This is a genomic window from Streptantibioticus ferralitis, from assembly GCF_029223525.1.
GTDB classification, from domain to species: Bacteria; Actinomycetota; Actinomycetes; order Streptomycetales; family Streptomycetaceae; genus Streptantibioticus_A; species Streptantibioticus_A ferralitis.
In genome coordinates this window covers 40,562-65,730 of record NZ_JARHTQ010000030.1, presented here as the reverse complement: position 1 = coordinate 65,730, position 25,169 = coordinate 40,562, and the positions used below count along the sequence as shown (strand labels likewise).

Here is a 25,169-nt window from a genome sequence, read left to right as displayed (position 1 = left end):
CCTGAGTCCCTTGGGCGCCGCGCGGGATCGCGGCAGCGGTGTCGCGGAACGTAGCCGCTCGGGTGCGAATACTCAATACTGATGGTCCGTCAGGGAGGCGCCGCCCGCCGCGGTCGTATGTCAGGATCGTGGCGTCGTACAGGCATCTGGAGGGTCGAGGGTGGACACCGAAGCGCTGCGGGAACGGTTGCGCGGCACACCGGCGTTGGCCGGGCCGCTAGCCGCGTTCGACCCCCGGGAGGCGGCGCCGGAGCCCGGACCGCTGTTCGCCGACTGGCTCACCGCCGCCCTCGACGACGGCGTACCGGAACCGCATGTGATGACGCTCAGTACGGCCGACGCGGCGGGGCGGCCCTCGTCACGGGTACTGATGCTGCGCGGTTTCGAACTCGACGCGGGCGCCTTCGACTTCGTCTTCGCCAGCGACGCCGCCAGCCGGAAGGGACATGAGCTGACCGCCAACCCGTACGCGGCGCTGAACTGGTACTGGCCGCAGCACGGCCGCCAGATCCGGGTCGGCGGCACGGTTGTGGCGCTGGACCGGGCAGCGGCGCGCCGGGACTTCCTCGGCCGTAGCGAACCGGCCCGGATCGCCGGATTCACCGGCCTGATGAGCGCCGAACTCCCCAGCGCCGAAGGCAGCGTGAGCGACGCGTACACGGCGTACGAACAGGGGCGCGCACGGGCTCGCGAGATCGTCGCCGCGGATCCGCGGGCCGTGCCGGAGGGACATACGGTCTATGTGCTGCGCGCCGACGAGGCCGAGTTCTTCCAGGGCGATGCGACGGCCGACCGCTTCCACCGCAGGCTGCGCTACGTGCGCGAGGGTGACCGCTGGATCCGGCGGATGCTGTGGCCGTGACCGCTGCCGGAACCCGGCCCGCGGTGCCCGCTCCCGGGCGGACGGTTCGCGCGGCCCCGGCGCGCCTCCTCCCTGAGGATGAGGCGGCGGCCATTCGTACCCTTCTTCGGGTGGATGGGGAAATGCCTCCCCGCGTGGATGCTTCGGGCGCTATGTCCTGATGGGGTGGGAGTCGTGCAAAGCGACACCTGTCCCGGGGACCCCACCAGCGCGAACGGCGAACCGCAGTTGAGCACGGAACTGCTGTCCGTGGTCTCCAGCGCGCGCCGGCGTGCGTCGCGGGACGGTGACCGCCAGATCGACACCGCCCATCTGCTGCACTCGCTGCTGGAGTCCGACCCGCGGGCCCGGGAGGCGCTCGCCGCAGGCAGCTCGGACGGCGGCGGGCGGGTCGCCCGGGTACTGGCGTATCTGGTGCAGCGCACCATCGGCTACGGCATGCAGTGGCGCAGTACCGTAGAGGACTCCGGTGCCCTGCCGGTCGTGGCCAAGGACGCCGCCCCGGGCTGGAGCCCTTCCGCCGCCGCCGTGTTGGACGACGCGGCGCGCCGCGCCACCGCACGGGGCAGGGGCGCCGCCGACGGTGTGGACCTGCTGGCCGCCCTCGCCGCCGACCCCGAGTGCCGGGCCGTGGAGGTGCTGCGGGCCGCCGGGTTCGATCCCGGGCGGCTGGCCGCCACGCTGCCGGGCCGCGGCACCGCGAGGGGGCACCTGGGTGAAGGACCCGTTGCGAGCTGACATGATGACCCGATGGAAGGGATATCGGGGACCGCCGGGGCGACGGCGCGAAGAGCCGGTCTGCTGCCCGCGCTGGCGTCGGCCGTCGCGTTCGGCGGATCAGGGGTCGCGGCCAAGCCGCTGATCGAGGCCGGGTTGGCCCCGCTGCACGTCGTTTGGCTTCGGGTCGCGGGTGCCGCGCTCGTCATGCTTCCGGTGGCGCTGCGGCACCGGGACGCGCTGCGCCGCCGTCCCGGAGTGCTGATCGGTTTCGGGTTGCTGGCCGTCGCGGGTGTACAGGCCTGCTACTTCGCGGCGCTCTCCCGTATCCCGGTCGGTGTCGCGCTGCTGGTGGAGTACCTGGCACCCGCGCTGGTCCTCGGATGGGTCCGGTTCGTCCAGCGGCGGTCGGTGAGCAGGTCGGCGGCTGTCGGCGTGGTGCTCGCCGTCGCGGGCCTCGGCGCGGTCGTCGAGGTGTGGCACGGAGTGAGCTTCGACCCGGTCGGACTGCTGCTGGCGCTCGGCGCCGCGTGCTGCCAGGTCGGCTACTTCATCCTCTCCGACCACGGCAGCGACGGCGACAACCCCGTCGATCCGCTGGCGGTCATCGCCCACGGGCTGTTGATCGGAGCCGCGATCCTCACCGTCGTGGCCCGGCCCTGGAACATGAACTGGCAGGTCCTGTCCCACCAGGCCGCGCTCGGCGACAAGTCGGTGCCCGCGATCCTGCTGGTGGCGTGGATCGTGCTGGTGGCCACCGTGGTCGCCTATCTGACCGGCGTGCTGTCGATCCGCCGGCTGTCCCCGCAGGTGGCGGGAGTGGTGGCCTGTCTGGAGGCGGTGATCGCGACCGTACTGGCATGGTTCCTGCTCGGCGAGAAGCTGGGCACCTGGCAACTGGTGGGCGGCGCCGCGGTGTTGGTCGGCGCGTTCATCGCGCAGACCGCCACGCCGAAGGCCGCGACCGATCCCGTCGCCGGATCCCTGGCGAACGCGGAGTCCGCACAGGACCAGGACCAGGGGTTGTCCGGCACCACCAGGCACGCCTAGGGTGACGATCATGCATCAGACAGTTCTCCCGCCTCCCGCCGCCTAGCGCGGGCGGCGAGGCCACGGAAGGCCGGCTCGGGGTCAAGGACCTGACGAGCAGGTTGTCGCTGCCCGCATCCGGGATCAAGCGACCACCTGACTTCCTCCGTTGGAGAACACTCGTGTCACGCATGTCCGGCCGGGCTCTCGGCCGTTCCCGTTCCCTGCCCGTCGGGCGGGGTCTGCTCTACGTGGCCTTCGCCGCGATCGCCTGGGGTACCGCGGGGGCGGCGGCCGCCCTGCTCTACCGAGCCGGTGACTTCGGCCCGATCACCCTGTCCTTCTGGCGGTACGTGGGCGGCTTCGCGCTGCTGCTGCCGGTGTGGGCACTGGGGCGCCGAGCCCGTCCGTCGGGTCTCGGCAGCATCCGACCCCGCCGCCGCGCGGTGCTGCGCGTCCTGGTCTCCGGTGTCGGGCTGACCGTCTTCCAGAGCGCGTACTTCGCCTCCGTCCAGGCGACCGGGCTCGCGGTCGGCACCGTGGTCACGCTTGGCGCGAGCCCGGTGCTGATCGCGCTCGGCGCCCGGATCATCATGGGCGAACGACTCGGCAGGGCCGGGACGGTGGCGGTGCTCGGCGCCTTCGCCGGGCTGGCCGTCCTGCTCCACGGCGGCGCGGACGGCGGAGCCGGATCGGTGCGCCCGGCAGGCGTCGGATGGGCGCTGCTGTCGGCCGCGGGTTACGCCTGCATCACGCTGCACACCCGCTGGTTCGGCAGGAACGGCGGCGGCGCCGATCCGCTGGAGACCACGCTGTGGTCGTTCGCCGTCGGCGCCGTCTGCCTGCTGCCGCTCGCGGCCGCGCAGGGGCTGTGGCCGCATGTCCAGGACATGGGCCGGGCACTGTGGCTGCTCGGCTATCTGGCATCGGTGCCCACAGCGCTCGCCTATGCGCTGTACTTCGCGGGCGTGGCGGTCGTCCGGGCGGCCACCGCCTCGGTCGTCACCCTCATCGAGCCGGTGGCCGCCGGAGTGATCGCCGTCGTGCTGCTCGGTGAACGCCTCACCGTCTCGACGGTGTTGGGCACCGTCGTCCTGATCGGCGCGGTGACCGCCCTGGCGATCGCCGAAACCCGTGGGGCCCGGACGGATCGGGTGGTCCACCGGGTCACGTCCCGGGAGGAGACGGTCAAGTCCTGAGGCCTTGCGGCGGGCCTTCAGGGGCGGCTGTCCCGCTCGGTGTCCCGGGTCGCGGCCAGGCGGCGCAACTGGTGGTCACGGGCCGCGGCGTCGTGGCCGGTGGACCGGTCCGCCAGCAGGCCGGTGACCCGCTCCTGCATGGCCCGCGGCTTGTTGCCGCCGTACTTGAACTTGGCCCGGACCTCGGTGACTTCGAGGCGCAGTGCGCGGATGCCGGGAAGCATCCGGCCGAACGGGGCCTGGCCGGGTGCCACCTCGGCGTAGTCGCCGCGGGGCTGGAAGTGCGCCAGCTGCCGGTGGAGCAGGTCCGCCTTCTCCTGCCCGTCGTCCACGATGTGGGCGACGCAGTGCAGTTGTACGGCCGCGTAGTAGCTGGTCGGGGTGCCGTGCTCCGGCGGAGCCCCGTCCGGCGCGTGCCAGGGGCCGGGGATGAAGACGTAGTCGCCGACCACGCTGAGCGTGACCCGCTCGTTGGCCTCCAGAGCCGCCCAGATCGGATTCGGCCGGGCCAGATGCGTCACGGCCTCGGCGCGTTCGGGGTCGTAGGCGAAGTGCAGCGGTTGGACGAACGGTGGTTCGCCGCCGAGGCCGTTGGCGGCGAGCTGGCCGAAGTCATGGGTGCTGAGCCAGCGCTGCCACTCGGTGCCGTCGATGGCGGCGTCCCACGGGTGGATGAGCATCGACGCTCCTAGCGGGTGCCGAGGTAGGCGGGAACGGCGATCGACGGGTTGAGGTCGTCGGCCGGAATGGGCGCGCCGTATCCATGGATGACCGGCAGTACCCCGCTCCAGTAGGGGAGTTCGAGGTCTTCCGGGTCGTCGCTGGGGCCCCCGGTGCGGATCTTGGCCGATGCCTCGGCCAGGTCGAGGCGGATGACCGCGGTGGCCGCCAGCTCCTTCGCGTTGGCGCGACGCGAGTCGTCGGCGCGGCCGGGCACGATGTGCTCGACCAGGGCGTCCAGTGCCTCGGAGCGCTCGGCCGGGTCCGTGACCTGGTAGGCCGTGCCGTGCACCACCACCGAGCGGTAGTTGATCGAGTGGTGGAACGCGGAGCGCGCCAGGACGAGACCGTCGACATGGGTGACCGTGAGGCAGACCGGCAGGCCGCTGTCCTGCCGGGCGCCGCGCAGCGCCGGAGAGCCGGTGGAGCCGTGCGCGTAGACGCGATCGCCGACCCGCGCGTAGAGGGTGGGCAGTACCACGGGCGCGCCGTCACGCACGAAGCCGAGGTGGCAGACGTAGCCCTCGTCGAGTATCGAGTGCACCGTTTCCCGGTCCCAGGAACCGCGGTTCGGGATGCGGGTGGGCACCGTGCGCTCGGTCTGCGGATAGGGGGTGGCGGCGGCCATGGTCATCTCCTTTGCACTAGTGCATAATGTTGTTTGTGCTAGGAGAGTATCGGATCACTGGTCGGCGCGCCACGGAGATCGCCGCCGATGTGGAACGCGCCGTCGGCGATGGTGCGCTGGCGCCCGGCCGTCCACTGCCGCCGTTGCGCGAACTCGCCGCGGAACTCGGGGTGAACCCGAACACGGTCGCCGCCGCGTACCGCCTGCTGCGCGACCGGGGGGTCATCGAGACCGCGGGCCGCCGCGGCAGCCGGGTCCGGGCCCGCCCGGCCAGCACACCGCGCGAGGAACTCGGTGTGGTGGTGCCTCCCGATGCCCGCGATCTGTCCAGCGGCAATCCCGACCCGGCGCTGCTGCCCCCGCTCGGCGAGGCGCTCGCCGCTGCGGCGGCGGTCAACGCCGAGCGCCCCATGCTGTACGGGATGCCGGGTGTCAACGCCGAGTTGGCGGCGCTTGCCCGTGCCGGGTTCGACGTCGACGGTGTTCCGGACGGTCCGGTCACCGTCACCTCCGGCTCCCTCGACGCCATCGAGCGGGTGCTCGGCGCGCATCTGCGGCCCGGTGACGCGGTGGCGATCGAGGACCCGGGCTGGGGCAGCCTGCTCGACCTGGTCCCCGCGCTGGGACTGCGGACGGTGCCGGTCGCGGTGGACGACGAAGGACCGCTGCCGGACAGCGTGCAGCGGGCGCTGCGCTCGGGCGCGCGGGCCCTGATCGTCACCGACCGGGCGCAGAACCCGACGGGCGCGGCCGTCACCGAGACCCGGGCCCACGCCCTGCGGACCGTCCTCGCCGACCATCCCGACGTGCTGCTCATCGAGGACGACCACGGCCATGCCATCGTCGATCTGCCGCTGCACCCGCTGGGCGGCGTCACCCGTCACTGGGTCGTCATCCGCTCCGCGGCCAAGGCCTACGGCCCCGATCTGCGGATCGCGGTGCTCACCGGCGACCCGCTCACTGTCGACCGGGTCCAGGGCAGATACCGGCTGGCGGCGGGATGGGTCAGTCAGCTGCTGCAGAGCGCCCTGCTGCACCTCTGGCGGACCGGTGCGGTCGACGCGGCGCGGGTCGCGGCGTCGTACGGGCAGCGCCGCGACGCGCTGGTCGCCGCGCTGAGCGAGCGTGGGGTGGCCGGCCATGGCCGCAGCGGAATGAACGTGTGGATCCCGGTGCCGGATGAGACCGGGGTGATGATGCGGCTGCTGCAGAGCGGGTGGGTGGCGGCTCCGGGAGCCCGGTACCGGCTGGCTTCCGGGCCGGGGGTTCGGGTGACGGTGTCGCCGTTGGCGCCGGAGGACGTCGAGTCGCTGGCCGACGCGGTCGCCGCCGCGGTGCGGCCCGGGCGGCCGGGGCACTACGGGTGAGCCGCGATGCGCCCACCCGTTACCGCGACCGAGGGGTCAGCGTGAGCGGGTCTGGGTCAGTGCCGCGCCCAGGATGATGATGACCGCGCCGACCGGCTCGTTCCAGCTCAGGTGTTCGCCCAGCAGGAAGACCCCGGCCGTGGTGGCGACGACCGGGACCAGGTAGGTGACCATGGTCGCGATGGTCGGCCCGGCCTCCTTCACCAGCCCGTACTGCACGAGGAACGCCAGACCGGTGCCCAGCGCGCCGAGCGCCACCACCGACAGTACGGAGGCGATCGGGAACGCCGCGGGCAGCGAGGTGAACAGCGGGGTCACCACGGCCAGTTGGAGCGTGCCGAGGGCCAACTGTCCGGCGGACAGCGAGAGGCTGGACTCACCGGTGTTGCTGAGGGTGCGCCGCACGTAGATCCAGCCGACCGCGTAGCTGATCGAGGCGACCAGTGCGAGCGCGGTGCCCAGCGGGTCCTGCCCGGAGAAGCCCTGCCATGCGCCGAGCACCGTCAGCACACCCAGGAAGCCCAGTCCCACCCCGGCGAAGCGGCGCCGCGTCGGCCGGTCCTCGGAGAGCGCGACCACCGAGAGCAGCATGCTGAACAGCGGAGTCGTGGCATTGCAGATCCCCGCCAGCGTGGACGGAATGGTCAGCTCCGCATACGCGAACAGAGAGAACGGCAGAGCGTTGAGCAGGAAGGCGGCCACCACCAGGTGCCCCCACACCCGCCTGGCGCGTGGCAACCGCTCACGCTTCACGGCCAGCACCGCGACCAGCACCGCCGTGCCGAAGACCATACGGCCCAGGGTGACCTGAAGCGGAGCAAAGGCCTCCGTCCCCACCTTGATGAAAAGGAAGCTGAAACCCCAGATGAGCGCCAGCGCCAGGAAGCGCACTCGCCAGTCAAGGGCCCGTCGGCGCGGCGCGGCCCCGACGGCGCTCGTCCCGGAGGGGGCGGCGGAAGAGGGGATGGGGGTGGCAGCGGAACCTGCGGGGGCGCTCATGGTGAGCAGCATGCCGGGAGCTATCTCTTAGGACAAGTGAGTTTTTGTGAGCTGCACAGCGTAGTGTTGCTTACATGTTGAGTCTGGAGCGCCTTCGCATCCTGCACGCCATCGACGCCTATGGCTCGGTCAGCGCCGCCGCGGACGTTCTGCGTGTCACGACGTCCGCCATCTCCCAGCAGATGGGCAAGCTGGAGCGGGAGACCGGACAGCAACTGCTCGCCAAGAACGGCCGCGGTGTGCGGCTGACCGACGCCGGGCGGCTGCTGTCCGGCCATGCGGACCGCATCCTGGCCATGGTCGAGCTCGCCCACTCCGACCTTGAGGCGCATCGCGGGTCGCCGGTCGGCGCGCTGGCCGTCGGTGCCTTCCCCACCGCGGCCCGCGGACTGTTTCCGCAGGTCCTGGCCGCGCTGCGGCATGAGCATCCGCAACTGCGGCCCTATCTGGAGGAGATGGAGCCCGACGAGTCGGTGCCCCGGCTGATGCGCGGCGACATCGACCTCGCCGTGGTCCTCGACTGGTACAACAAGCCGCTTCCGCTGCCCGACGGGCTGGCCAAGGCCGCGCTGCTGGACGATGTCGCCGATGTCGCGGTGCCCAGTGATCACCCGCTGGCCGGGCGGGAGTGGTGCGATCTGGAGGAATTCGCGGGCGACGACTGGATCGGCTGGCCACCCGGCGAGTTCTGCCATGAATGGCTGGTGTTCACGCTCCGCGGGAAGGGGCTGGAGCCGCACGTCGCGCACGCGGCGGAGGAGCACCACACCCAACTGGCCCTGGTGGCCGCCGGTCTGGGCGTGGCGATCACCCCGCGCCTCGGTCGCGGCGCGGTCCCGGAAGGCGTCAGCGTCGTGCCCGTACGACACACCATGCGCCGCCACATCTACGCGGCGTGGCGCGCCGACGCGGATCGTCGGCCGTCCATCAGGGCGGCGGTCGAAGCGCTGCGCCAGGCCGGGGAGCGACTGGCGCGCCAGTGACTCACAGCTTGCGGAAGTCCCAGGAGACGACGCGCTCGGGGGTCAGCCGCAGCCACGCGTGACGGCCGTCGTGCGGCATGCGGTCATGGCCGAAGTACTTCGCCGTGAACAGCCTCTCGGGCGTGTCGAGTTCCGGGCGCGGCTCGCCGGTGCGCGGTGCCTCGCCGACGAACTCGACGGCGCCGGACAACTCGACGCCGCGCAGCTCCCCGTACTCCTCGCCGTCGTCCACCACCACCGCGGCCCGCGGATCGGCGGCCAGTTGGGCCCAACGGCGGCTGCGCACCAGCGAGTACAGCCACAGGGAGCTGCCGTCCCAGGCGAACCACAGCGCGCTCACATGCGGCGCGCCGTCCGCCGAGATCGTTGCCACCCGGCAGGTGCGGCGCTCGCCGAGGTATCCGTCCAACTCCTGCGGCGACATCATGATCCTGCGGCCGTGCCGCTGTGCGGTGGTCATCGGTCTTCCCCTCACCCCGGCGTCTGACGTAGCGTCAGGCTAACGGGTGCCCCGGGGCGAGAGGAACGCCATGGCGGAGCGGGAATGCCTTGCCGGACTGCTGGAACCCGCTCATACCGCGCTGCTCACCGTGGAGTGCCAACGCGGTGTCGTCGGGCCCGGCAGCGCGCTGCCGCATCTCGCCGTGGCGGTGCGCGCCGACGGGACGCTCTCCCGCATCGCCGCCCTGGTGGCGGCGGCCCGGTCGGCCGGAGCGACCGTCGTCCACGCGATCGCCGAACGGCGCCCGGACGGCCGCGGTGCGAGCCGCAACGCCCGGCTGTTCCGGACCGCCGAACGGCTTCCGGTGCAGCAGCTCACCGGTACGCCCGCCGCCGAGGTCACCGATGAGATCGCCGTCGGCGCCTCGGACCTCGTCGTCCGCCGACTGCACGGCCTGTCGCCGCTGGCCGGGACCGGCCTCGACGCGCTGCTGCGCAACCTCGGCGTCCGTACGGTCGTCGTCACCGGCGTGTCGCTGAACATCGCCGTGCCGAACGCCGTGTTCGACGCCGTCAACCTCGGATACACGGCCGTGGTGCCCGCCGACGCCGTGGCCGGGGTGCCTGCCGACTACGCGGCCGCCGTGCTCCGGCACACCCTGGACCTGGTCGCGACGGTCACCACGGCCGAAGCCGTACTGGCCAGCTGGCAGGGGTCAGACCAGCTTCACTGAACCGCCCTCGACCGAGATCTTGGCGGGCGCCAGCGGCTGGGTGGCCGGACCGTTCGCCACACTGCCGTCCGCGATGTGGAACTTGCTGCCGTGGCACGGGCAGTTGATGGTGCCGTTCTGCACCTGGTTGACCGGGCAGCCCTGGTGGGTGCAGATCGTGCTGAACGCCTTGAACGTACCGGCCGTCGGCTGTGTCACCACCACCTGCTTGTCCGGGAACACCTTGCCGCCGCCCTGCGGGATGTCGGAGGTCTTCGCCAGCACGGCGCCACCGCCACCGCCGCTGCCGCCGTTGCCCGCCGGTGCTGACGAGGAGCTCTCGGGCGACGAACCGGACGCCTGGCTGCTGCTGTCCTGGGACGGCGCGGAGGCCGCCGAGTTGCTGTTGGACCCACTGCACGCCGCCAGCGCGGCGGCGAGGCCGACGGCTCCCGCTGCCGCGACCACGGTGCGGCGGGAGGTGGATACCGGGGAGCCGGAAGTCAGGTCGTCCATGGGTCACGTCCTTCGGTGAGGTTGTCGTCAAGCGTGCCGGCGAGTCCCGCGCGATCTGTGGTCGAGTCTCGCGCCGTCGCGCCGCCCCTTCCCATACGGCTCGCGAGCCACTCGCGTTCAAACGCCCGGACGGTCCCGCCAGGCGGACGCACCACCGCCGCGTCCGTGGCCTGGCCGACGATGCCCTCGGCACGCCCGCGCCCGCTCCCTGTGCGCCAGTTGGACAAGGTGGGCGTCGCCGAGCGCCCCGTATATCCGCGAGCCCCGCGCCCACCTGCCCAGTAACCTGGGCGGATGCTCCCTGAAGTGACCGCGATCCGCTACGTCACGCCATTGCGTGAGGGCGGATCGGTGCCCGGGATCGTCGAGGCGGACGATCTGGGTACATACGTAGCGAAGTTCATCGGTGCGGCGCAGGGCCGTAAGGCGCTGGTCGCCGAGGTCGTCTGCGGCGAACTCGCCCGACGGTTGGAGCTGCGGGTGCCCGAGCTGGTACGGCTCGACTTCGACCCGGTCATCGCGCTGGGTGAACCCGACACCGAGGTCCAGGACCTGCTCAAGGCCAGCGGTGGGCTGAACCTCGGCATGGACTTCCTGCCCGGATCCGTCGGCTTCGACCCGCTCGCCTTCGAGGTGGCCGCGGACGAGGCCGGGCGCATCATCTGGTTCGACGCGCTGGTCAACAACGTCGACCGCTCCTGGCGCAATCCCAACATGCTGATCTGGCACCGCAAGCTGTGGCTGATCGACCACGGCGCCGCGCTGATCTGGCACCACAACTGGAACGGCGCGCAGAGTTCGGCCGCCAGGCCGTACGACGCCACGGACCACGCGCTCGCCCGTTTCGTGTCCGCCGCCGAGGTGGCCGAGGCCGCCGCCGAGCTCGCGCCGCGGGTCACCGACGCGCTGCTGCGCGAGGTCACCGCGTTGATCCCGGACGAGTGGCTGCTGGACGAGCCCGGCTTCGACACGCCCGACGCGGTGCGCCGCGCCTACACCGAGGTACTGAGCGGGCGGGCCGCCACGATCCAGGACCGGATCCTGCTGTCGGCACCGCCGAAGAAGGCCGACGCGCCGCCGGAGTGGCTGCGCACCTGGGTCGAGGGGAAGGCCGCCGGTTCTCAGCAGGAGGGCCCCCGATGACCGCCCGCGATGTGTTCGAGTACGCGGTGGTCCGCGTCGTCCCGCGGGTCGAGCGCGGTGAGCAGATCAACGCCGGTGTCCTCCTCTACTGCCGGGCGCGTTCCTTCATCGCCGCCCGGATCCACCTGGACGAGGAGCGGCTGCGCTGTCTGGACCCGAACGCCGACGTGGTCGCGGTACGGGCCGCGCTGCGTGCCGTCGAGTGCGTCTGCGAGGGCGGGGAGCGGGCCGGTCAGGCGGCGGGCGACGACCCGGGCCGCCGGTTCCGCTGGCTGACGGCGCCCCGCAGCACGGTCGTCCAGCCGGGACCCATCCACACCGGCCTGACCTCCGACCCGGCCGCCGACGCCGACCGGCTGCTGGACCTGCTGGTCCGCTGAGCCGTCCGCACCGGCCCGGCCGGGCCTCCGGGCTCGTCCGGGCCGGTGACGGCGTGGCGTCCGGAAACGCCTGGCCCGAGGTCGTGGACCGGTGCCGGCCGTCGGGCCGTCACCGCGCTCAGCCGTCCGCCTCCGCGCGCCGCAGGCGATCCGTGCCATGAGCCACATCTGGCGTCGCGCCGTTGACACTGGGTCACTGCACTCCTACGGTTTCGTGCACCGGACGTACTAAGCGGTCGCTCATATGTGGCACCGCACCTTAGGGCGAGGAGAGCAGATGTCCACCACCGAGCAGCCCCTGTCCGCCGGGCAACGCTGTGCGATCGTCACCGGGGCCGCTCGCGGCATCGGTGCGGCCACCGCGGTCCGGCTGGCCGCCGAGGGCCGTACGGTCGCCGTGCTCGACCTCGACGAGGCGGCCTGCAAGGGCACCGTCGAGATGATCACCGCGGCGGGTGGCAAGGCGATCGCCGTCGGCGCGGACGTCTCGGACGAGGCGCAGGTGGAGGCGGCCGTCGCCCGGGTCGCCGAAGAACTCGGCGCGCCCACGATCCTGGTCAACAACGCCGGTGTGCTCCGCGACAACCTGCTGTTCAAGATGAGCGCCACGGACTGGGACACCGTGATGAACGTGCATCTGCGCGGCGCGTTCCTGATGACCCGCGCCGTGCAGAAGCACATGGTGGACGCCAAGTTCGGGCGGGTCGTCAACCTCTCCTCCAGCTCGGCGCTGGGCAACCGCGGTCAGGCCAACTACTCGACGGCCAAGGCGGGTCTGCAGGGCTTCACCAAGACCCTGGCGATCGAGCTCGGCAAGTTCGGGGTGACCGCCAACGCCGTCGCGCCCGGCTTCATCGTCACCGACATGACGGCCGCCACCGCCGCCCGCGTGGGCATGGACTTCGAGGACTTCCAGAAGGCCGCCGCGAGCCAGATCCCCGTCCAGCGGGTCGGCCACCCCGACGACATCGCCAACGCCGTCGCGTTCTTCACCAGCGACCAGGCCGGATTCGTCTCCGGCCAGGTGCTGTACGTCGCCGGCGGTCCGCTCGACTGACGTCAGCGGAAACGGCGTAGCGCAGACAGACCAGGCGAAGGAAAGGCACGCAGCACATGACCACTCAGCCAGACAGCGGCCGCGTCGCGATCGTCACCGGTGCCAGCCGCGGCATCGGCTACGGCATCGCGGAGGCGTTGGTCGCCCGCGGCGACCGGGTGTGCGTCACCGGACGCAACGAGGACGCGCTCAAGGAGGCCGTCGAGCGGCTCGGCGCCGACCGGGCGATCGGCGTCGCGGGCAAGGCCCATGACGAGGCCCACCAGGCGGAAGCCGTGGCGCGCACCATGGAGGCCTTCGGCCGGGTCGACTTCCTCGCCAACAACGCTGGTACGAACCCGGTGTTCGGGCCGATCGCCGAGCTCGACCTGGCCGTGGCGCGCAAGGTCTACGAGACCAACGTCATCTCCGCGCTCGGCTTCGCCCAGCAGACCTGGAAGGCCTGGCAGAAGGAGAACGGCGGCGCGATCGTCAACGTCGCCTCGGTCGCCGGGCTCGCCCCGTCGCCGTTCATCGGGGCGTACGGCATGAGCAAGGCGGCGCTCATCAACCTCACGCTGCAACTCGCCTCCGAACTGGCGCCGGGCGTAAGGGTGAACGCCATCGCCCCGGCCGTCGTCAAGACGAAGTTCGCCGCCACCCTCTACGAGGGACGTGAGGAGGAGGCGGCCGCCGGATATCCGCTGAAGCGGCTCGGTGTGCCGGAGGACGTCGCGGGCGCCGCCGCGTTCCTGCTGTCCGACCAGGCGAGCTGGATCACCGGCCAGACCCTGGTGGTCGACGGTGGTCTGTTCCTGCAGGCCGGGGTGGCCTGAGCGGCCACCACACGGGCGGGTGAGGGGGCGGTGCGCCGGGCACCGCCCCCTCACCGTGCGCCGGGCAGGCCCGGATGCTACCCGGCACGGCCGATTGTCAGTGGGGGCCGGTACGTTCTGTGGTCAGTAACGGATCACGTACCGGAGGTTCTTGACGTGCCCAGCATGCTGCCCGAGTCCTGGCAGGCCGTCCTCGGCGAGGAGTTGGACAAGCCCTACTTCCAGGAGCTCACCGAGTACGTCGAGAAGGAGCGCGCCCAGCACCATGTGTTCCCGCCCCGCGACGAGGTCTTCGCGGCTCTGGACGCGACCCCGTACGACCGGGTGAAGGTGCTGATCCTGGGGCAGGACCCGTACCACGGCGTGGGCCAGGCGCACGGCATGTGCTTCTCGGTGCGGCCCGGGGTGAAGACCCCGCCGTCGCTGCGGAACATCTTCAAGGAGATGCACGAGGAGCTCGGCCATCCGGTGCCGGACAACGGGTACTTGATGCCCTGGGCGCGGCAGGGCGTGCTGCTGCTCAACGCGGTGCTGACGGTCCGCGAGGGGGAGGCCAACGCGCACAAGGGCAAGGGCTGGGAGAAGTTCACCGACGCCGTGATCAGGGCCGTCGCCGAGCGGCCCGACCCCGCGGTGTTCGTCCTGTGGGGCAACTACGCGAAGAAGAAGCTGCCGCTGATCGACACCGAGCGGCACATGGTGGTGCAGGGGGCGCATCCGTCACCGCTGTCGGCCAAGAAGTTCTTCGGCAGCCGCCCGTTCACCCAGATCAACGAGGCGGTAGCGGCTCAGAGCCACCCGCCGGTCGACTGGCGGATCCCCGACCTCGGCACGCCCGCCCAATAGCGGCGTCGTCGGCGGCGAGCGCCCGGCGTCAGCCCAGGTGGTAGTCGAGGGCGTAGGTGGTGGTGGGTTCGCCCTGCCGGGCGATGAAGCTGCCGCCGCCGGTGATTCCGGCCAGCTCGCCGCTACCGGAACCGGGGACCACCGTCAGGGCGCAGTGCACGGTGTCTCCCGAGAACCGTCCCCGGTGCTCGATCACGAAGGCACCCGCCCGGCCCTCCACCGAGCCGGTCAGATGCTCGTAGCCGCAGAACACCCCCTCGGTCGGGCTGGTGTAGACCAGTGCGTACTCAACGGCTCCGGCGGCTTCGACGGCGCCGGTGAAGGTGTTGGCCACCGAGGCGCGGCCGAGCTTCGCACCGCCTTCGGCCTCGGCCGAGGTGTTCTCCTCCCAGCTGGCGAAGGTGAAGGTGCCGGTGACATGGCGGTTCATGGTTGTGCTCCTCGTTGTCGGCACTCGGTGGCGGCGCTACGACATCGGCGCTCCGGGCGGGCCGGGTGATTCCACGATGCCCTGGATACCTTCCATCTTCTGCCAGGTATCCAGGTCGGGGTCGGTGCGGCGGAGTACGGTTCAGCCTCCTGGTCCCGTCCCCGCGGCTGCTTCACAGTGATTGTCAGACCCTGCCGCTAGCGTCGTCACGAGATCGAGATCGAGATCGAGAACGCGGACGAGAACGCGGACGAGAACGCGGACGAGAACGCGGACGACGACGCGGCGCGGGCACGGGAGGCGACAGTGGCGGACGAGATGACCATGCGTATCGGCCAGGTGATCATGCTGCTGCACGGGGGCGATCGTGAGGAGGCACGCAGCCGCTTCGCCACCCTGTGGAAGGAGATCGGGGAGGACGGATCACCGGTGCACCGCTGCACCCTCGCGCACTACATGGCGGACACCCAGGATGATCCGGAGGACGAACTCGCCTGGGATCTCAAGGCGTTGCGGGCCGCTGACGCCGTTGACCAGAACGAGGTCGCCTGGGGTGACCATGTGCTCTCGGTGCGCGGCTTCTATCCCTCGCTGTATCTGAACCTGGCAGCGGACTACCACAAGTTGGGCGAGCACGGCATAGCGCGCGGCTACCTCGGCAGAGCACGTGAGTCGTCCGACGCCCTGGCCGACGACGCGTACGGGGACGGTATCCGTGCCGCGCTGGACCGGTTGGAACTGCGGCTGGCCACGGCCGCGGACCCCGACCAACTGCCGTAGCGCCGGTCATCTGCCGTAGGTCTGGTGGCAGATCCGGGCGGCGGGACTGTCCGGTGCCCAGCGGCCGTATGTCTCACCGAGCCCGCAGACATCGCCGTGCCCGGCCGGTTGCCCGGCGGGCGGCGGCGCTGGTCGCTCGGGCTGGTGCGCCGGCGGCGGAGGCGGGGCCGGGTGTGGGTCCGGCCGCGAGACGGACGGCGGGGGCACCGGCCGCGGCGCCGGGCGGGGCAGGACCGGGGGAGACGGCGGTGCGGGACGCTGCCCCAGGTCCGGTGCGGGCAGCGCCGGTTGCGTCACGGACCCGGACCCGGACGTGGACCTGGACCCGGACGTGGACCCGGGGTCTGGCGCGGTCGTCGGTGTCCCGGGCGCGGGGGGCGCGGCCGCGGAAGGGGTGGATGACGACGCGCCCGCATACGGTTCGGTGGTGGTCAGCTCCTCGCGGGCGGGCCGCGGTTCCATCCGTGACAGGGCCGGTTGACGTGGCGGCGGCGAGGGCGCCGTACCGCTCGGCATGCCGGGCTGCTCGGAGACGTTGACGCATCCGGTGAGGAGCGCGGCCGCCGCCAGGACGACCACTGCGGGGAATCGGCGCACCCGGTCAACTCTGGCCTGTGGAGCGGCGGTTGGATATTCCCCGCACGGGTGATCGCCGGCCGTCTCACTCCCCGGTGGCGCCGTCTAGGCGCTCGCGGATCAGATCGGCATGCCCGTTGTGCCTGGCGTACTCCTCGATCATGTGCACATAGATCCAGCGCAGCGAGTAAGCCTCGCCCCGGCGCGTGCCGGTGTCGTCCAGCGAGCGCGTCGCCGCCAGCTCCTTCGCGCGGTCGATCTGGGCCCGCCAGGTGGCGAAGGCCTCCGCCGTATCCGCCGTCGCGAGGTCGTGGAACTCGCCGTCCATGTCCTCGTCGGAGTAGTAGAGCGGCTTGACGTCCTCCGCCCCCAGGACGTTGCGGAACCAGCCGCACTCCACCTCGGACAGATGCCGTACCAGGCCCAGCAGTGTCAACTCCGACGGCGGCACGGTGGCGGTGCGCAGCTGTTCGTCGGAGAGCCCCTCGCACTTCATCGCAAGCGTCGCCCGGTGGTAGTCCAGCATCGCCTCCAGGGTGGTGCGTTCGTCGGCGGCCGTGGGCGTCTCGGTTCGCGTGGTCTGCGTCATGGCAGCCATGATGGCGCGGACCACCGGCAAGCCGCGCTGCATTTTTCCGGGCCGCCCAGCCGCCGTCCGCCCGGGCCCGCACCGCCCCATCGGCACACGTATGCTGCGGAGCAGGGACCTCCGTACCACCGGACACGGGAGATCGGCAGTGGCATCCGCTGGCAGGCCGCTCAAAGTAGGCGTCATCGGCCTCGGTGACATGGCGCAGAAGGCCTACCTGCCGGTGCTCACCGCACTGCCCGGTATCGAGCTGCATCTGCAGACCCGCACCCGGGCCACGCTGGACCGGATCGGTGACAGCCACCGCATCCCGGCGGCCAGCCGCCACACCGACCTGCGCGCGCTCATCGACCAGGAACTCGATGCCGCCTTCGTACACGCCCCCACCACGGTGCACGCCGAGATCACCGAGGCACTCATCGACGCCGGGGTCCCGACCTATGTCGACAAGCCGCTGGCCTACGACCTCGCGGGCGCCGAAGCCCTGGTCCGCCGTGCCGAACAGCGCGGTGTGACCCTGATGACCGGCTTCAACCGCCGTTACGCGCCCGGTTACCTGCAGTGTCTCGACCACCCGCGTGATCTGGTCGTCCTGCAGAAGAACCGGGTCGGTCTCGCCGCCGAACCACGGGAGTTCGTCTTCGACGACTTCATCCACGTCGTCGACACGCTGCGTTTCCTGGTCCCCGGCACCGTCGAGCACATCGACATCCGGACCAAGTCGGACGGCGGTCTGCTGCACCACGTGGTGCTGCAACTGTCCGGCGACGGGTTCACCGCGCTCGGCATCATGAACCGCATGAGCGGCTCCACCGAGGAGATCCTGGAGGTGATGGGCCAGGACACCAAGCGCCAGGTGCTCAACCTCGCGGAGATCGTGGATCACAAGGGCCAGCCGAGCCTGCGCAGACGCGGTGACTGGGTGCCGGTGGCCCGTCAGCGCGGTATTGAGCAGATCACCCTTGCCTTCCTGGACGCCGTACGCGCCGGAAGGGTGCTGAGCGCCCAGGACGACCTGCTCACCCATGAGTTGTGCGAGCGGATCGTCAACGCCGCACTGCAGCAGGCCTCCTGACGGCCCGACGCCCTTCGTGGACCGCGCTCAGCAGCAGTAGGCCGACCGACATCTTGATCACCCAGTCACCGAACCGGTCGTACGGGCTGCGACCGCCGGACAGCGGAACCGTGTAGAGCCGGGCGGTGCTGCTCGATGTGCCGAGCCGCGGGCCCAGCCGGGTGCCGCGCGCGTCGTAGACCGCGCTGATACCGGTCAGGGTCGAGTGGACCACCGGCCGCCAGGTCTCCGCCGCGCGCAGCGCGGCCAGAGAGGCGTGCTGGGCCGGTGCCCAACTGTCCTGGAAGGTCGAGGTGGAGGACTGCGCCACCAGTATCTGGGCGCCCATGTCGGCCAGGTGGCGGCTCATGTCAGGGAAGGCCGTCTCGAAGCAGATCAGCGGGCCGATGCGGAGAGTGCCGACGTTCATCACCACCTGATGGGTGCCGCGGTGCCGGTTGACGCTCGCCGCCTTGCCGACCTTCGTCGCCCAGCCGAGCACCGAACGCAACGGGATGTATTCACCGAACGGCACCAGCCGCATCTTGTCGTAGCTGTCCCCGGTCGGGCCCTGCGGGCCCACCAGCACGGACGTCTTGTAGATGCCGCGCCCGTCGGCGCGCTGCGCGTCCACGTTGACCAGCAGGTCCGAGCCGACCTGCCGGGACAGGTCGGCCAGCCGTCTGCTCAGCGGCGGGTGGGCCGACAGGTCGAAGCCGACACTGCTCTCCCCCCACACCACCAGATCCGGATGCAGCCCGGCCAGTTGAGTGGTGAGCTGGGCACTTCGGTCGAACCGGGCCAGCCCGTTCTCGATGTCCCCTGGCTGCACCACCGCGATCCGTACGCTCCCGGTGCGCGGCGCCACCGGCGCCCAGAACCACACCGCCGTGACCCCGAGCGCGATCGCGACCAGCGCCGCCACCGCCGTATGACGCACCGCGGGCGCCGCGATCAGCGCCGCGATCGCGGTGTTCACCGCCACCAGCAGGAAGCTCAGCAGCCATACCCCGCCGATGGACGCCAGCCGCAGCGCAGGTTGCACCTGCCACTGGCTGGCGCCGAGCAGCCCCCACGGACCGCCGAGGTACTGCCACGAGCGGACCATCTCGACCAGCAGCCACGCCGATGGCAGCAACACCAGTGCCGCCAGCACACTGCCGACCCCCGGCGACCCGCCGAGCAGCCGCTGCGCCAGCCAGCCCCAGGGCAGCCAGACCAGGCCGAGCAGCGCGGCGATCACCACGATGAAGGCACTCAGGCTCGGCAGCAGCCAGTGATGCACGGCGATCATGAACCCGGTCCCGCCGAGCCAGCCGTCCAGCGCCCCCCGGCCGCTGGTGGGGGCCGAGCGCGCCAGCAGGATCAGCGGTACCAGGGCGACGTAGGCCAACCACCACAGCGCCGGCGCCGGGAAGGCGAGGGCGGGCAGCGCGCCGGCCACGACGGCCGCGGCCCCGCGCCACCAGGGAGAAGTGAGCGATGGGCGGCGGGCGGAGTCCCGGGGCGGCATGTCCTGGCGCCTCGTCGCGCCAGGGCTGCGGCGGCGGGGGGTGGTCGGCTTCGGGACGGTGGTCACCTTCGTAGACTCCCCAGGTCATCACAGCGGCAACCAGGTGGCGGTGGTGCGGGTCGGCGAGCCCCGGGCCGGGCCGACGGCGACCTGGCGAGGGTCAGCCCTCTCCCAGGCGGGCTTCCTCCAGGTCGAGACGGCGTTGGATGCGACGCCGGGTGGTGTCGCTGATCCGGTTGATGTCGTACAGCCGCCGCAGCTCGGCGGTCTCGACCGCTATCACGTCGATACGCAACTGACGATACGCGTCCGCCGTCGCGTGGTCCTGTTCCTCTTCGCCGAGCCGCTCGCGGGCGTGCTCCACCTGGCTGCGCAGGGTCCGGCGGAGCCGCTCCACCACCACCTCTGGGGCCGCCTCCAACTCGGCTATCTGCTCCAGATGGCGCAGCCCGGCGCTGACCACCAGGTGCTGGGCCTGCGCCTCCTCGCGCCGGGTGTGCGCGGGTTCCATGGCGATCCCCGAGCGACGTACCAGCGGTGCGAGGGTGAAGCCCTGCGTGATCAGCGTGACCACGACGACCGAGGTGGCCAGCACCAGGACCAGCGCGCGGTGCGGGAGCGCGGCTCCGTGCGCCGTGGTCAGCGGAATCGACAAGGAGGCGGCCAGCGGCACCACTCCACGGGTGCCCGCCCAGGAGGCGACCGCCGCGACCCGCGACGATCCGTTGGCCGCGCCGTCCTTGCGGTGCAGTAGGGCCGACAGCGGGAACACCCACAGCATCCGTACCGTCATCAAGGTGACCGCCACCGCCAGCGCCTGCACCGGCCACCCGTGGTCGGCGCCGCTCAAGTCGCGTATCAGGCTGGGCAGTTCCAGTCCTATCAGGCTGAAGACCACGCTCTCCAGCAGGAAGACCACCGTGCCGTAGACCGCGTGCAACTGCAGCCGTATCGGCGCCGTCGTCAGCCGGTGCCCGCCGCTGCCCAGCAGCACCCCGCACACCACCACCGCCGTCACGCCCGAGGTGTGTGCCGCCTCGGCGAGGACGTACGCGGAGTACGGGGTCACCAGCGCTATCACGGTCTCCAGCACCGGTTCCTCGGTACGCCGCCGGATCAGCGCCACCGCGCCGGCCACCGCCGCCCCCAGCACCGCCCCGCCCCCGGCGAGCAGCGCGAACTGCCCGCCCGCCGCCTGCCATGACACCGTGCTCGACGCCACCGCCACGGAGACCGCGACCCGGAACAGCACCAGCGACGTCGCGTCGTTGAACAGGCTCTCCGCCTGCACCAGCACCTGGACACGCGGCGGCAGCGCCAGCCGCCGTCCCAACGCGGTCACCGCCACCGGGTCGGTACTGGCCAGCACCGCGCCCAGCACGAACGCCATCGACAGCGGGAGCGGAGTGAACGCCGCCGCGACCGCACCCACCGCGGCCGCGGAGAACAGCACCAGGCCCACCGCGAGCACCGTCACCGGCCGCCAGACCGCCCGCAGCTCACGCCATGAGATCTCCTCGGCCGAGGCGTACAGCAGTGGCGGCAACACCACCAGGCCGATGAGGTCGGGCGTCACCCTGATCTGCGGAATGCCCGGCAGGAGCGCCACTCCGAGTCCGGCAACCACCAGGAGTGAGGGCGCGGGGATGCTCCAACGCCTGGCGCCGGTCGCCACCACGGTGGCTAGGACCACCAGGAACAGGACCGTTCCAACACTGTGCACGCCGTCGCTCCCTGACCGAGTTTTCGGGACTTCCGTCCCGGCCGACCAGACTTCCCGGCGCTCCGTGCCTCACCCTATCGGCCCAACCGCGTCAAGGCACCGTCAAGGAGCACCGTGATCGTGTAAGGACCCCGCTAACAACGGCCGCAACGGCTGGTCAGCGAAGCAGGCTACTGAAGCCGGTGCCAGCCGATGCCGCTCGCCGCTCCCGGGCCTGGCTCCGGTGCCGCGCAGCCCACCGGGCCGCGGTGGAGTCCCCGTGGTCGCGGCCACCGCCAGCGGATCGGGCCTCCGGCGCGGCATCACGCCTGACGACACAAGGAGGGGCCCCGGTGGTGCACAGCGCCATCCCGCCCGGCACGCAGGGCCCACGGCCCGGCAAGCTCAAGGTCTTCCTCGGGGCGGCGCCCGGAGTCGGCAAGACCTACCGGATGCTGGACGAAGGCAGGCGCCGCGCCGCACGCGGCAAGGACGTCGTGGTGGCGCTCGCCGAGTGTCACCACCGGCCGCACACCGAGGAGATGCTCGCCGGGCTGGAGGTCGTCCCCAGAGTCCGGCGAAGCTACCGGGGCGTCGACTTCACCGAGCTGGACCTGGCCGCCGTGCTCGACCGGCACCCCGAAGTCGCGTTGGTCGACGAGATCGCCCACACCAACGTCCCCGGCGGGCGCAACGCCAAACGCTGGCAGGACATCGAGGAACTGCTGGCCGCCGGGATCGATGTGGTCACCACCCTCAACATCCAGCATCTGGAGTCCCTCAACGACGTCGTCCAGAACATCACCGGTGTACCGCAGCGGGAGACCGTGCCCGACGAGATCGCCCGCCGCGCCGAGCAGGTAGAGCTGGTCGACATGCCCGCCGAGGCGCTGCGCCGCCGGATGGCACACGGCAACATCTATCCGCCGGAGAAGATCGACGCCGCGCTCTCGCACTACTTCCGGGTCGGCAATCTGACCGCGCTGAGGGAGCTGGCGCTGCTGTGGGTGGCCGGACAGGTCGACGAGGCACTGCAGAAGTACCGCTACGAGCACCGCATCGGCAAGGTGTGGGAGACCCGGGAGCGGGTGGTGGTCGCGCTGACCGGCGGCTCCGAAGGGGAAACGCTCATTCGCCGGGCTGCCCGGATCGCCGCCCGGTCGTCCGGCGGCGACCTGCTCGCCGTCCATGTGGTGCGCAGCGACGGCCTCACCGACTTCTCCCCGGCCGCTCTCGCCCGGCAGCGCCAGTTGGTGGAGAGTCTCGGCGGTAGCTTCCACTCGGTCGTCGGCGATCATGTGCCCTCCGCGCTGCTGGACTTCGCCCGTGCGGAGAACGCCACCCAGCTCGTCGTCGGCACCAGCCGCCGCAGTCGGCTCAGGCGGTTCCTGGCCGAACGCGGCGTGGGCGAGACCACCGTCGAGCTGTCCGGGGACATCGATGTCCATATGGTCACCCATGAACGTGCGGGCGGCGGCAGGGTGTTGCCGGTCCGCGGGCAGTCGCTGCCGGTCGTCCGGCGGGTGGCGGGCCCGGTCGCCGGGCTGGTGCTGCCCGGGCTGCTGACCCTGCTGCTGCGTGCCGTCTCCCACGCACTGCACCTCAACCTCACCAGTGAGACGCTGCTCTTCCTGATCACCGTGGTCGCGGTGGCGTGCATCGGCGGTGTGGTCTCCGCGGTGCTCGCCTCGATCAGCGCGTCGCTGCTGTTGAACTACTACTTCATACCGCCCGTCGGCGAGTTCACCATCGCCGAGCCCAACAACATCCTGGCGCTGGCCGCCTTCACCATGGTGGCGGTGATAGTCGCCGCCATCGTCGACCGCTCGCTGCGGCTGTCCCGGCGGGCCGCCAACGCCACCGCCGAGGCCGAAACGCTCTCCGCGCTGGCCGGGAACATCCTCCGCGGCGACCAGGCCGTCTCCGCGCTGCTGAACCTGACCCGGGAGACCTTCGGCATGGAGTCAGCGGTGCTGGCGTGGCGCACCGCCGGCGACGAGCCGTGCCCGAGCGACGACGCCGACCTCACCATCCCGATCGGGCCGGACAGCCTGCTGCTGCTGAAGGGGCGCGACCTGGCAGCTTCCGAGCACCGGGTGTTGACCGCCTTCGCCGCGCACCTGGCGGCCGCGCTGGAACGGGCCCGGCTCGCCGAGGCCGCCGCCGAGGTCGAGCCGGTCAAGGCGGCCGACCGGATGCGCACCGCACTGCTGGCCGCCGTCAGCCACGACCTGCGGACCCCGCTGGCCAGTGGCTGGGCAGCGGTCAGCAGTCTGCGCAGCCGCGATGTGGACTTCAGCGAGGAGGACCGCGAGGAACTGCTCGCCACCGCCGAGGAGTCGCTGGTCAAGCTCAACCGGCTGGTCGACAACCTCCTCGACATGAGCAGGCTGCAGGCCGGAGCCCTCACTCTGCGCCTGCGGCCGACCGCGCCCGCCGAGGTGCTGCCGCTGGCCCTGGACACCCTGCCGGACACCTTCGTACCGGTGCTGACCCCGGGGCTTGAGGAGGTGGCGGATGTGCTCGCCGATCCACCACTGCTGGAACGGGTGCTGGCCAATCTGGTGGCCAACGCGGTACGCCACTCGCCGTCGGGCCAGCCGGTGTCGGTCAGCGCCAGCGTGCTCGGCTCCTGGGTGGAGATACGCGTCGTGGACCGCGGGCCGGGAATCCAACCGGCCGACTGGGAGCGGGCGTTCGAGCCGTTCCAGCGCATGGGCGACACCGACAACAGCACCGGTCTGGGTCTGGGCCTCGCGCTGTCCCGCGGGCTGACCGAGGCGATGGGCGGCTCGCTCACCCCGGAGGAGACGCCCGGCGGCGGGCTGACGATGGTGGTGTCGCTGCCCGTCGCACCCGCCGTGCGGGACGAGGTGGTGACATGAGGCGGGTCTTGGTCGTCGACGACGAACCGCAGATGCTGCGCGCCCTCGGCATCAACCTCAGGGCGCGGCACTACGCGGTGGCCACCGCGCCGGACGGCGCCACCGCGCTGCGCCTCGCCGGACACTGCCCGCCGGACGCGATCGTTCTCGACCTCGGCCTGCCGGATCTGGACGGTGTCGAGGTGATCGCGGGGCTACGCGTCTGGTGTTCGGCGCCGATCATCGTGCTGTCCGGGCGTACCGGACCGGCGGTCACCGTCGAGGCGCTGGACGCGGGGGCGGACGACTACCTGACGAAACCGTTCTCCATGGATGAACTGCTGGCCAGGCTGCGGGCCGTGCTGCGCCGCCCGGTCCCCGCGGCGCAGCCGCGGGAGACCGTGGAGGTGGCGGCGTTCACCGTCGATCTCGGTTCGTACACCGCTGTGCCCACGTCGGGTGAAGGCGAGCCGCTGCACTTCACGCCGACCGAGTGGCGGCTGCTGGCTCCGCTGCTGCGCAACCCGGGCAGACTGGTCACCGGTGCTCAACTGCTGCGCGACGTATGGGGGCCGGGGCGCGAGAACCGCACCAACTACCTGCGTATCTACATGTCCGCGTTACGCCGGAAACTGGAGCCCGATCCGTCCCGTCCCCGGCATCTGATCACCGAGCCGGGGATGGGCTACCGCTTCGACCCCTGAGGCGGCGAACCATGGAGGCAGGCGTGGTGGTGGCGGTGTTCGCCGGGCTCGCGGGTGTGTGCGGGGCGTTCGCGGCGCTGGTCGGGATCCTCGGGCTGCGCGAGATCCGGCGGGTCCGGCGGTTCGGCGTGGTGGCCGGCGCGCTGGTCAAACGCCCTCCCGGGGATGCCTCCGGCGAACCCTGGCCGCCGCGCCCGCTGTTGCAGTTCGCGACGGAGGACGACCGGGTGATGGAGATCGTCAGCCCGGTACCGTCCACCCGGCGCCGCCCCTTGCGGGACGGCGACACCGTGCTGGTGTCCTACGACCCGGCCGATCCGCGCACCGTGGTCGTGCACCGCAGGGAGCGGGTGGGCCTGGAGTACGGATTCATCGTGGTGGGCAGCGCCCTGCTGCTGGCGTGCCTGGCGCTGCTCGCCGTGGCGATCAGCTGACGTAGCGTCAACTACTTTTTCCCGCCCACCCACCCGTTACCGTCTCTCCGGCCCACCGCCGATACCGTCTCTCCGACCCACCCCCGTCACCGGCTCTCCCGCGCAGCC

General features: G+C 71.6%; 26 protein-coding genes. 17 read left to right on the top strand and 9 right to left on the bottom strand.

Going from position 1 to position 25,169, the window contains the following annotated elements; translation table 11 throughout:
* Positions 1 to 160 precede the first annotated feature (160 nt).
* The 4 genes from P2L57_RS31975 (at position 161) to P2L57_RS31960 (ending at position 3,807) form a co-directional block, all read left to right on the top strand.
* Positions 161 to 862: a pyridoxine/pyridoxamine 5'-phosphate oxidase gene (locus P2L57_RS31975; RefSeq protein WP_275820507.1), complete on the top strand. Its 702-nt coding sequence runs from the start codon at positions 161 to 163 to the stop codon at positions 860 to 862.
* Between the two features lie 165 nt (positions 863 to 1,027).
* Positions 1,028 to 1,600, top strand: coding sequence for a Clp protease N-terminal domain-containing protein (locus P2L57_RS31970; RefSeq protein WP_275820505.1), 573 nt, complete (start codon positions 1,028 to 1,030; stop codon positions 1,598 to 1,600).
* Between the two features lie 12 nt (positions 1,601 to 1,612).
* Positions 1,613 to 2,629, top strand: a complete 1,017-nt coding sequence (locus P2L57_RS31965) for an EamA family transporter (RefSeq protein ID WP_275820503.1) — start codon at positions 1,613 to 1,615, stop codon at positions 2,627 to 2,629.
* A gap of 170 nt (positions 2,630 to 2,799) precedes the next feature.
* Positions 2,800 to 3,807: a DMT family transporter gene (locus tag P2L57_RS31960; protein ID WP_275820553.1), complete on the top strand. Its 1,008-nt coding sequence runs from the start codon at positions 2,800 to 2,802 to the stop codon at positions 3,805 to 3,807.
* A gap of 17 nt (positions 3,808 to 3,824) precedes the next feature.
* On the opposite strand, the gene P2L57_RS31955 is transcribed toward P2L57_RS31960, so the two are convergent.
* Positions 3,825 to 4,487 carry an FMN-binding negative transcriptional regulator gene (locus P2L57_RS31955; protein WP_275820501.1) on the bottom strand — a complete coding sequence of 221 codons (663 nt, stop codon included), beginning with the start codon at positions 4,485 to 4,487 and terminating at the stop codon, positions 3,825 to 3,827.
* Positions 4,488 to 4,495: 8 nt separating this feature from the next.
* Positions 4,496 to 5,161: a pyridoxamine 5'-phosphate oxidase family protein gene (locus P2L57_RS31950; RefSeq protein ID WP_275820499.1), complete on the bottom strand. Its 666-nt coding sequence runs from the start codon at positions 5,159 to 5,161 to the stop codon at positions 4,496 to 4,498.
* Between the two features lie 29 nt (positions 5,162 to 5,190).
* On the opposite strand from P2L57_RS31950, the gene P2L57_RS31945 reads away from it, so the two are divergent.
* Positions 5,191 to 6,522 carry an aminotransferase class I/II-fold pyridoxal phosphate-dependent enzyme gene (locus P2L57_RS31945; protein WP_275820497.1) on the top strand — a complete coding sequence of 444 codons (1,332 nt, stop codon included), beginning with the start codon at positions 5,191 to 5,193 and terminating at the stop codon, positions 6,520 to 6,522.
* 36 nt (positions 6,523 to 6,558) lie between these two features.
* On the opposite strand, the gene P2L57_RS31940 is transcribed toward P2L57_RS31945, so the two are convergent.
* On the bottom strand, positions 6,559 to 7,521 hold the full coding sequence (locus tag P2L57_RS31940; protein WP_275820495.1) for a DMT family transporter: 963 nt from the start codon (positions 7,519 to 7,521) through the stop codon (positions 6,559 to 6,561).
* Between the two features lie 74 nt (positions 7,522 to 7,595).
* On the opposite strand from P2L57_RS31940, the gene P2L57_RS31935 reads away from it, so the two are divergent.
* Positions 7,596 to 8,504, top strand: a complete 909-nt coding sequence (locus P2L57_RS31935) for a LysR family transcriptional regulator (RefSeq protein ID WP_275820493.1) — start codon at positions 7,596 to 7,598, stop codon at positions 8,502 to 8,504.
* Between the two features lies 1 nt (position 8,505).
* Here P2L57_RS31935 and P2L57_RS31930 read toward each other — a convergent pair whose 3' ends face one another.
* The gene (locus P2L57_RS31930; protein ID WP_275820492.1) at positions 8,506 to 8,964 is read right to left on the bottom strand and encodes a pyridoxamine 5'-phosphate oxidase family protein; all 459 of its coding nucleotides are present in this window, start codon (positions 8,962 to 8,964) and stop codon (positions 8,506 to 8,508) included.
* Between the two features lie 70 nt (positions 8,965 to 9,034).
* Between P2L57_RS31930 and P2L57_RS31925 the strand changes: the two genes are divergently transcribed.
* Positions 9,035 to 9,679 carry an isochorismatase family protein gene (locus P2L57_RS31925; protein WP_275820490.1) on the top strand — a complete coding sequence of 215 codons (645 nt, stop codon included), beginning with the start codon at positions 9,035 to 9,037 and terminating at the stop codon, positions 9,677 to 9,679.
* Here the strand turns inward: P2L57_RS31925 and P2L57_RS31920 are convergent.
* The gene (locus P2L57_RS31920; RefSeq protein ID WP_275820488.1) at positions 9,662 to 10,174 is read right to left on the bottom strand and encodes a Rieske (2Fe-2S) protein; all 513 of its coding nucleotides are present in this window, start codon (positions 10,172 to 10,174) and stop codon (positions 9,662 to 9,664) included. The two genes, P2L57_RS31925 and P2L57_RS31920, sit on opposite strands and share 18 nt — an antisense overlap.
* A gap of 294 nt (positions 10,175 to 10,468) precedes the next feature.
* Between P2L57_RS31920 and P2L57_RS31915 the strand changes: the two genes are divergently transcribed.
* From P2L57_RS31915 to P2L57_RS31895, 5 genes are all read left to right on the top strand, one after another.
* Positions 10,469 to 11,317: a HipA family kinase gene (locus tag P2L57_RS31915; protein ID WP_275820486.1), complete on the top strand. Its 849-nt coding sequence runs from the start codon at positions 10,469 to 10,471 to the stop codon at positions 11,315 to 11,317.
* Positions 11,314 to 11,697, top strand: coding sequence for a DUF3037 domain-containing protein (locus tag P2L57_RS31910; protein WP_275820483.1), 384 nt, complete (start codon positions 11,314 to 11,316; stop codon positions 11,695 to 11,697). The genes P2L57_RS31915 and P2L57_RS31910 overlap by 4 nt, the downstream gene beginning before the upstream one ends.
* Before the next feature lie 277 nt (positions 11,698 to 11,974).
* The gene (gene fabG, locus P2L57_RS31905; protein WP_275820481.1) at positions 11,975 to 12,754 is read left to right on the top strand and encodes a 3-oxoacyl-ACP reductase FabG; all 780 of its coding nucleotides are present in this window, start codon (positions 11,975 to 11,977) and stop codon (positions 12,752 to 12,754) included.
* A 56-nt stretch (positions 12,755 to 12,810) separates the two neighbouring features.
* Positions 12,811 to 13,569: an SDR family oxidoreductase gene (locus tag P2L57_RS31900; protein ID WP_275820479.1), complete on the top strand. Its 759-nt coding sequence runs from the start codon at positions 12,811 to 12,813 to the stop codon at positions 13,567 to 13,569.
* 165 nt (positions 13,570 to 13,734) lie between these two features.
* Positions 13,735 to 14,415 (top strand): uracil-DNA glycosylase, encoded by a 681-nt coding sequence (locus P2L57_RS31895; protein WP_275820551.1) that lies wholly within the window; start codon positions 13,735 to 13,737, stop codon positions 14,413 to 14,415.
* Positions 14,416 to 14,443: 28 nt separating this feature from the next.
* Here the strand turns inward: P2L57_RS31895 and P2L57_RS31890 are convergent, their stop codons facing one another.
* A complete protein-coding gene (locus P2L57_RS31890) occupies positions 14,444 to 14,845 on the bottom strand; it encodes a DUF3224 domain-containing protein (protein ID WP_275820477.1) in 402 nt (133 codons plus the stop codon).
* Between the two features lie 318 nt (positions 14,846 to 15,163).
* On the opposite strand from P2L57_RS31890, the gene P2L57_RS31885 reads away from it, so the two are divergent.
* The gene (locus P2L57_RS31885; RefSeq protein ID WP_275820475.1) at positions 15,164 to 15,625 is read left to right on the top strand and encodes a hypothetical protein; all 462 of its coding nucleotides are present in this window, start codon (positions 15,164 to 15,166) and stop codon (positions 15,623 to 15,625) included.
* Between the two features lie 661 nt (positions 15,626 to 16,286).
* On the opposite strand, the gene P2L57_RS31880 is transcribed toward P2L57_RS31885, so the two are convergent.
* Positions 16,287 to 16,790 (bottom strand): DinB family protein, encoded by a 504-nt coding sequence (locus P2L57_RS31880; protein WP_275820473.1) that lies wholly within the window; start codon positions 16,788 to 16,790, stop codon positions 16,287 to 16,289.
* A gap of 148 nt (positions 16,791 to 16,938) precedes the next feature.
* On the opposite strand from P2L57_RS31880, the gene P2L57_RS31875 reads away from it, so the two are divergent.
* A complete protein-coding gene (locus P2L57_RS31875) occupies positions 16,939 to 17,865 on the top strand; it encodes a Gfo/Idh/MocA family protein (RefSeq protein WP_275820471.1) in 927 nt (308 codons plus the stop codon).
* Here P2L57_RS31875 and lnt read toward each other — a convergent pair.
* Positions 17,837 to 19,357 carry an apolipoprotein N-acyltransferase gene (lnt, locus tag P2L57_RS31870; protein WP_275820549.1) on the bottom strand — a complete coding sequence of 507 codons (1,521 nt, stop codon included), beginning with the start codon at positions 19,355 to 19,357 and terminating at the stop codon, positions 17,837 to 17,839. The two genes, P2L57_RS31875 and lnt, sit on opposite strands and share 29 nt — an antisense overlap.
* Before the next feature lie 160 nt (positions 19,358 to 19,517).
* Positions 19,518 to 21,080, bottom strand: coding sequence for a Na+/H+ antiporter (locus tag P2L57_RS31865; protein ID WP_275820469.1), 1,563 nt, complete (start codon positions 21,078 to 21,080; stop codon positions 19,518 to 19,520).
* 335 nt (positions 21,081 to 21,415) lie between these two features.
* Here P2L57_RS31865 and P2L57_RS31860 point away from each other — a divergent pair, with 335 nt between their 5' ends.
* The 3 genes from P2L57_RS31860 to P2L57_RS31850 are packed head-to-tail and all read left to right on the top strand — an operon-like array spanning position 21,416 to position 25,061.
* On the top strand, positions 21,416 to 23,944 hold the full coding sequence (locus P2L57_RS31860) for a sensor histidine kinase (protein ID WP_275820467.1): 2,529 nt from the start codon (positions 21,416 to 21,418) through the stop codon (positions 23,942 to 23,944).
* Positions 23,941 to 24,627, top strand: a complete 687-nt coding sequence (locus P2L57_RS31855; protein WP_275820466.1) for a response regulator — start codon at positions 23,941 to 23,943, stop codon at positions 24,625 to 24,627. Before P2L57_RS31860 ends, P2L57_RS31855 begins: the two co-directional genes overlap by 4 nt.
* An 11-nt stretch (positions 24,628 to 24,638) precedes the next feature.
* Positions 24,639 to 25,061 carry a DUF3592 domain-containing protein gene (locus P2L57_RS31850; RefSeq protein ID WP_275820464.1) on the top strand — a complete coding sequence of 141 codons (423 nt, stop codon included), beginning with the start codon at positions 24,639 to 24,641 and terminating at the stop codon, positions 25,059 to 25,061.
* The last annotated feature ends 108 nt before the right edge of the window (positions 25,062 to 25,169 follow it).

Bases quoted from the DNA above. Each gene is read 5' to 3' on its own strand.
- P2L57_RS31895 (WP_275820551.1), top strand. From the start codon at position 13,735: ATGCTGCCCGAGTCCTGGCAGGCCGTCCTCGGCGAGGAGTTGGACAAG.
- P2L57_RS31950 (WP_275820499.1), bottom strand. From the start codon at position 5,161: ATGACCATGGCCGCCGCCACCCCCTATCCGCAGACCGAGCGCACGGTG.
- lnt (WP_275820549.1), bottom strand. From the start codon at position 19,357: ATGCCGCCCCGGGACTCCGCCCGCCGCCCATCGCTCACTTCTCCCTGG.
- P2L57_RS31925 (WP_275820490.1), top strand. From the start codon at position 9,035: ATGGCGGAGCGGGAATGCCTTGCCGGACTGCTGGAACCCGCTCATACC.
- P2L57_RS31915 (WP_275820486.1), top strand. From the start codon at position 10,469: ATGCTCCCTGAAGTGACCGCGATCCGCTACGTCACGCCATTGCGTGAG.
- P2L57_RS31900 (WP_275820479.1), top strand. From the start codon at position 12,811: ATGACCACTCAGCCAGACAGCGGCCGCGTCGCGATCGTCACCGGTGCC.
- P2L57_RS31890 (WP_275820477.1), bottom strand. From the start codon at position 14,845: ATGAACCGCCATGTCACCGGCACCTTCACCTTCGCCAGCTGGGAGGAG.
- P2L57_RS31880 (WP_275820473.1), bottom strand. From the start codon at position 16,790: ATGACGCAGACCACGCGAACCGAGACGCCCACGGCCGCCGACGAACGC.
- P2L57_RS31935 (WP_275820493.1), top strand. From the start codon at position 7,596: ATGTTGAGTCTGGAGCGCCTTCGCATCCTGCACGCCATCGACGCCTAT.
- P2L57_RS31965 (WP_275820503.1), top strand. From the start codon at position 1,613: ATGGAAGGGATATCGGGGACCGCCGGGGCGACGGCGCGAAGAGCCGGT.
- P2L57_RS31910 (WP_275820483.1), top strand. From the start codon at position 11,314: ATGACCGCCCGCGATGTGTTCGAGTACGCGGTGGTCCGCGTCGTCCCG.
- P2L57_RS31850 (WP_275820464.1), top strand. From the start codon at position 24,639: ATGGAGGCAGGCGTGGTGGTGGCGGTGTTCGCCGGGCTCGCGGGTGTG.
- P2L57_RS31920 (WP_275820488.1), bottom strand. From the start codon at position 10,174: ATGGACGACCTGACTTCCGGCTCCCCGGTATCCACCTCCCGCCGCACC.
- P2L57_RS31930 (WP_275820492.1), bottom strand. From the start codon at position 8,964: ATGACCACCGCACAGCGGCACGGCCGCAGGATCATGATGTCGCCGCAG.
- fabG (WP_275820481.1), top strand. From the start codon at position 11,975: ATGTCCACCACCGAGCAGCCCCTGTCCGCCGGGCAACGCTGTGCGATC.
- P2L57_RS31940 (WP_275820495.1), bottom strand. From the start codon at position 7,521: ATGAGCGCCCCCGCAGGTTCCGCTGCCACCCCCATCCCCTCTTCCGCC.
- P2L57_RS31855 (WP_275820466.1), top strand. From the start codon at position 23,941: ATGAGGCGGGTCTTGGTCGTCGACGACGAACCGCAGATGCTGCGCGCC.
- P2L57_RS31885 (WP_275820475.1), top strand. From the start codon at position 15,164: ATGACCATGCGTATCGGCCAGGTGATCATGCTGCTGCACGGGGGCGAT.
- P2L57_RS31955 (WP_275820501.1), bottom strand. From the start codon at position 4,487: ATGCTCATCCACCCGTGGGACGCCGCCATCGACGGCACCGAGTGGCAG.
- P2L57_RS31960 (WP_275820553.1), top strand. From the start codon at position 2,800: ATGTCCGGCCGGGCTCTCGGCCGTTCCCGTTCCCTGCCCGTCGGGCGG.